Source organism: Phenylobacterium sp. (assembly GCF_036821595.1).
GTDB lineage: Bacteria > Pseudomonadota > Alphaproteobacteria > Caulobacterales > Caulobacteraceae > Phenylobacterium.
This window is the reverse complement of sequence record NZ_DAISJG010000086.1, coordinates 3,195-7,889: the sequence shown is the minus strand read 5'-3', so window position 1 is coordinate 7,889 and position 4,695 is coordinate 3,195. Positions and strand designations below refer to the sequence as shown.

Genomic DNA, 4,695 nt, shown 5'->3' with positions numbered 1-4,695 from the left:
GCGATGAACGAGATGAAGCCGCTCGTCACCGCCGCCGGCCAGACCCCGCCGGCCAAGCTCGACGAGCGCCGCCAGGGCATGCTGGACAACCTGAACGCCGCCCCGGCCGACCAGTTCGACAAGGTGTTCCTCACCCAGCAGGTCGCCGCCCACGAGGAGGCGCTCACCCTGCACCGCGGCTATGCCGACAACGGCGACAACGCCGGCCTGAAGGCGCACGCCGCCAAGGTGGCTCCGAAGATCGAGGCCCACCTGACCAAGGCCCGCGAACTCGCCCAGAAGATGGGCGCGGCCAACTAGGCCGGAGCCCTTTTTCCGAACCCAGGACGGCCGCCCCCCCGGGGGCGGCCGTTTTGCCGTGCGCGGCAGCGGATCCAGCACCTCCCCCGCGAGCGGGGAGGAGCGGGGCCAACCTCGCTTACAGTCCCGCCGTCTCCAGGTCCGCCATCACCTGGTCGACCATCTCGCCCCAGCCGTCGAGCCGCGCCTGCCGGTAGAGCCGGGCGGTGGGGTACCAGGGCGAGTCCGTGCGGTGGCGCATCCAGCGCCAGTCGGTCTTCAGGAACGGCAGCAGGATCCAGACCGGCTTGCCCATCGCCCCGGCCAGGTGGGCGATCGAGGTGTCGATGGAGATCACCAGGTCCAGGCCGTCGATGATCGCGGCGGTGTCGGCCATGTCGGCGACGCCGGTGTCCTCCGGCTGCAGGCTGACCGCGCCGCGCTCCAGCAGCCGCCGCGCCTGGTCCGGCGGCAGCCCCTTGTTGGCGCCGTTGAAGCCCGTCGGGCTCGCCTGCCAGGCCAGGCCGATCCTCGCGTCCGGCCTCCAGCGCGCCTTCCGGTCCGCGCTGGCGAAACAGTAGGGGCCGGGCCAGAGGTTCGCCTCCGTCACCCCCAGCCGCCAGGGCAGGGTGAAATAGCGGGTCCAGAAGTCGTGGGGCCGGAGCTTCGCCGTGGTCCCGGCGTCCAGGGCCACCGTCTCGTCCACGCCCGGCGTGGCGAGGAACAACGGCGCCAGCGGGCTGCGGCAGGTGAGCGTCACCTGGCCGGCGCCGCGCGCCTTCAGCAGGCCGGCGAAGCGGGCCATCTGGATCTGGTCGCCCAGGCCCTGCTCCACCTGCACCATCACCGAGCGGCCCGCCAGCGGCTCGCCGGTCCACTCCGGATAGGGCAGGTTCACCGGCGGCACCACGCGCTGGTGCGTCCGCGTGCGCGCCTCCATCAGCGGCCAGGCCTCGGCGAACCGCCCCAGCGACAGCAGCAGCGAGGCCAGGGCCAGCTCGGCCGCGGCGAAGTCGGGCCTGAAGGCCAGCGCCGTGCGGTACTCGAGCTCGGCCAGCTCCACCCTGTCCTGCGCCGAATAGATCGCGCCCAGCCGCTGGCGGATGTCGGGATTGGCCGGCTGGTGACGGGCCGCCAGCCCCAGCCAGTGCTCGGCCTCGGCGTACTCGCCGACCTCGCCCAGGCAGTGGCCCAGGTTGGCCGCCAGCCGGACGGTCAGCGTGCGCCGCGCCACCTCGCGGTAGACGGCGATCGCCTCGGGGAAGCGGCCTTCCCGCTGCAGGGCGAGGCCGTCCTCGTAGGACGGCGGGATGGGCTCTGAATCGGCCATGGCCGGCGTCTTCTAGCCCAAGGCGGCCGCGCCGCCCAAACGCCTCAGGCGGCCGTGGCCCGCGCCGGCTCCGCCGCCAGGAAGTCGATCAGTTCGTCGAGCGGCATGGCCCTGGCGATCAGGTAGCCCTGGATGGCGTCGCAGCCCAGCTCCGCCAGCGCCTCGCGCACCGCCTCGGACTCCACCCCCTCGGCCACCACCTGCATGCCCAGGCCGTGGGCCAGGTCGATGGTCGACTTCAGGATCAGCCGCTCGCGCTCGCTGGCCGCGGCCCCGCTCACCAGCGACCTGTCGAGCTTCAGCTCGTGGGCGTGGATCATCTTCAGGTAGGCCAGGGACGACAGCCCCGCGCCGTAGTCGTCGATGGCGATCTTCACCCCGGCCGCGCGGTAGGCGGCGATCGCCGCCATGGCCGCCTCGGGGCTGCGCACCACCGCCGTCTCGGTGATCTCGAAGGTGATCTCGCGCGCGTCCTTGCGCACCGACTTGAGCGCCCGCTCCAGGAAGCCGCCGTCGGTGAGCAGGCGCGGCGAGACGTTCAGCGCCAGGCTGACGGTCCGGCCGGCCTCGCGCAGCTTGGCCCGGTCGGCCAGCACCCGCTCCAGCGCCCATTCGGTGAGCCCGCGGATCGCCCCGGTCTCCTCCGCCGCGCCGATGAAGACGCCCGGCGCGATCGGGCCGCGGGTCGGGTGTTCCCAGCGCACCAGGGCCTCGACCCCGGCCACCCGGCCGGTCGTCGGGCAGACCTTCGGCTGGTAGCACAGCGAGATCTCGCCGGCCTTCAGGCCCTTCCGCATGTCGCTCATCAGGGCGAGGTTGGTCCGCGGGTCCACGAAGGCGGCGGCGTCGTAGGCCACGGTGCGCCGGTCGATCCGCCGGGCCCGGTCGAGCGCCAGGGAGGCGTTCTCGAGAAGCTGTTCGGCAGTCTCCCCGTGCGGGCCGCGGTAGGCGACGCCCAGCCGCACGAAGGCGTCCACGGCGTGCTCCCCGATCTGGAAGGCCGGCGACAGCCGCTCGAGCCGCTGCACCTGCTCCATCAGCTCGGCCCGGCTCGGCGCGCTCAGCGCCAGGCCCAGCACCGAGGTCGAAAGGTGGGCGACCTGCGCCTGGCCGCTCGCCTCGGCAAGCCGCTCGGCCAGCGCCCGGACCACCAGGGTGGCCATGTGGTAGCCCACGGCGCCGCGCATCACCGGATAGCGGTCGATGCCCACGGCCACGACCGCCAGAGCGTCCTCCTGCTCCGCCAGCCGCCCGTCGATCTCGGCGGACAGCGCCCGGCGGTTGGGCAGCCCGGTCTCCGGCTCGTGCATCGCCAGGTGCAGCAGCCCCGCCTCGCGCTCGCGGACGATCGCCTCGGCCCGGCGGTCGAGCTCGCGCCGCACCGACCACACCAGTACCAGCGCCTGGGCGAGCAGGATCGGACCCACGTCCAGGGTCACCGGCGCCAGCCCCTGCAGCCAGAGCGGCAGGACCAGCGCGCCGGTCCCCACGGCGACGTGGCGGGCCAGCAGGGCCTTCAGCGACATGGGCCGGCGCCGGGGCCTGAGCAGGACAACGACGAGGCCGGCGATCAGCAGCGTCGCATAGGGGTTGAGCCGGGTCAGCGTCCGGCCGGCCAGCACGCTCTCGTAGGCCAGGGCGTGGACGTCGACCCCGGGCATGGTGCCGACCCGCGGGGTGGCGAACTCGTCGCCCAGCTCCAGGGCGGTGGCCCCGATCAGCACCGAGCGCCCGCGCACGGCCGCCGGGTCGAACCGGCCCTGGTAGACCGCCTCGAAGCTCAGGTGCGGGACGTCCTCCACCCGGATCCCGTAGTCGAGCAGGAAGGTCCCCGCCCGGCCCGGCGGCGCCTCGGCCAGCAGGGCGCCGATCGACGGGCGCGGCCCGCCGCGGGTCTCCAGGGCGAAGGGATAGCGGCGCACCCGCCCGTCGGGGTCCACCGGCACATTGACGCTGGCCAGCACCGACTGGGCCGCCAGCGCCGGCAGCGGCGCGTTCTCCACGACCACGCCGTCCGGCCCACGGGCGCTGCGCTGCACGAAGACCGGCAGGATCACCGCGCCCGGATGGGCCTCCACCGCCGCCTGCAGCCGCCGGTCGGACTGCGGGTCGGACGGGGCGCTGAAGTCCACGTCGAAGGCCACGACCTTGGCCCCGGCCTTCTGCAGCTTCTCGATGGCGACGGCGTAGCGTTCGCGGTCCCAGGGCCAGCGGCCGGCGGCCTGCAGGCTGGCGCTGTCGATCTCCACCGTGGCGAGCGTGCCGCTCACCGGCCGCTCCAGCAGCCGGAAGCGCAGGTCGGCGAGCCCGTCGTCCAGCGGCCGGAGCAGCCCGCCGAAGTGGGCGCCGAGGACCACGGCCGCGACCACGGCGAAGCCGGCCCCGCGGCGTGCGGGACCGGCTGCCTGTGCGGCTCCGGCTGAGGGCTCAGCCGGTCGTCTTGTCCAGGGCCAGCGGAACACTATCCGTTCTTGCCGTTGCCGTTGCCGTTTCCGTTCCCATTGCCGCCGCCGTTGTTCGCCGGAGGCGTGGGCTCGGGCGCGCCGTTTCCGTTGCCGTTGTTCGCCGGAGGCGTCGGCTCGGGCGCGCCGTTACCGTTGCCGTTGTTCGCCGGGGGCGTCGGCTCGGGCGCGCCATTGCCGTTCCCATTGCCGCCCGCATTGCTGTTCGCAGGAGGCCCCGGTTCGGCATTGCCGTTCCCATTGCCGGCCGCGTTGCTGTTGGCCGGCGGGCCAGGCTCGGCATTGCCGTTCCCATTGCCGCCCGCATTGCTGTTGGCCGGCGGACCGGGCTCGGCATTGCCGTTCCCATTGCCGCCCGCATTGCTGTTGGCCGGCGGACCGGGCTCGGCATTGCCGTTCCCATTGCCGCCCGCGTTGCTGTTGGCCGGAGGACCGGGCTCGGCATTGCCGTTCCCATTGCCGCCCGCATTGCTGTTGGCCGGAGGACCGGGCTCGGCATTGCCGTTCCCGTTACTGCCCGCATTGCTGTTGGCCGGCGGGCCAGGCTCGGCATTGCCGTTCCCGTTTCCGCCCGCATTGCTGTTGGCCGGCGGGCCAGGCTCGGCATTGCCGTTCCCGTTTCCG

Annotated in this window: 4 protein-coding genes; 1 reads left to right on the top strand and 3 read right to left on the bottom strand. The window is 73.6% G+C overall.

What is annotated here, in order from left to right:
* Positions 1-300: DUF4142 domain-containing protein (locus V7Z97_RS18315; RefSeq protein WP_334164880.1), on the top strand; the 300-nt coding region annotated here is incomplete at its 5' end.
* A gap of 118 nt (positions 301-418) precedes the next feature.
* On the opposite strand, the gene V7Z97_RS18310 is transcribed toward V7Z97_RS18315, so the two are convergent.
* The 3 genes from V7Z97_RS18310 to V7Z97_RS18300 form a co-directional block, all read right to left on the bottom strand.
* Positions 419-1,609, bottom strand: coding sequence for a tetratricopeptide repeat-containing glycosyltransferase family protein (locus V7Z97_RS18310; RefSeq protein WP_334164879.1), 1,191 nt, complete (start codon positions 1,607-1,609; stop codon positions 419-421).
* Between the two features lie 44 nt (positions 1,610-1,653).
* The gene (locus tag V7Z97_RS18305) at positions 1,654-3,978 is read right to left on the bottom strand and encodes a putative bifunctional diguanylate cyclase/phosphodiesterase (RefSeq protein WP_334164878.1); all 2,325 of its coding nucleotides are present in this window, start codon (positions 3,976-3,978) and stop codon (positions 1,654-1,656) included.
* 92 nt (positions 3,979-4,070) lie between these two features.
* The coding region (locus tag V7Z97_RS18300) for a hypothetical protein (protein WP_334164877.1) at positions 4,071-4,695 on the bottom strand (625 nt) is incomplete at its 5' end.

What these genes read in the sequence shown, in the direction of transcription:
- V7Z97_RS18310 (WP_334164879.1), bottom strand. Translation starts at nt 1,609, where the DNA reads ATGGCCGATTCAGAGCCCATCCCGCCGTCCTACGAGGACGGCCTCGCC.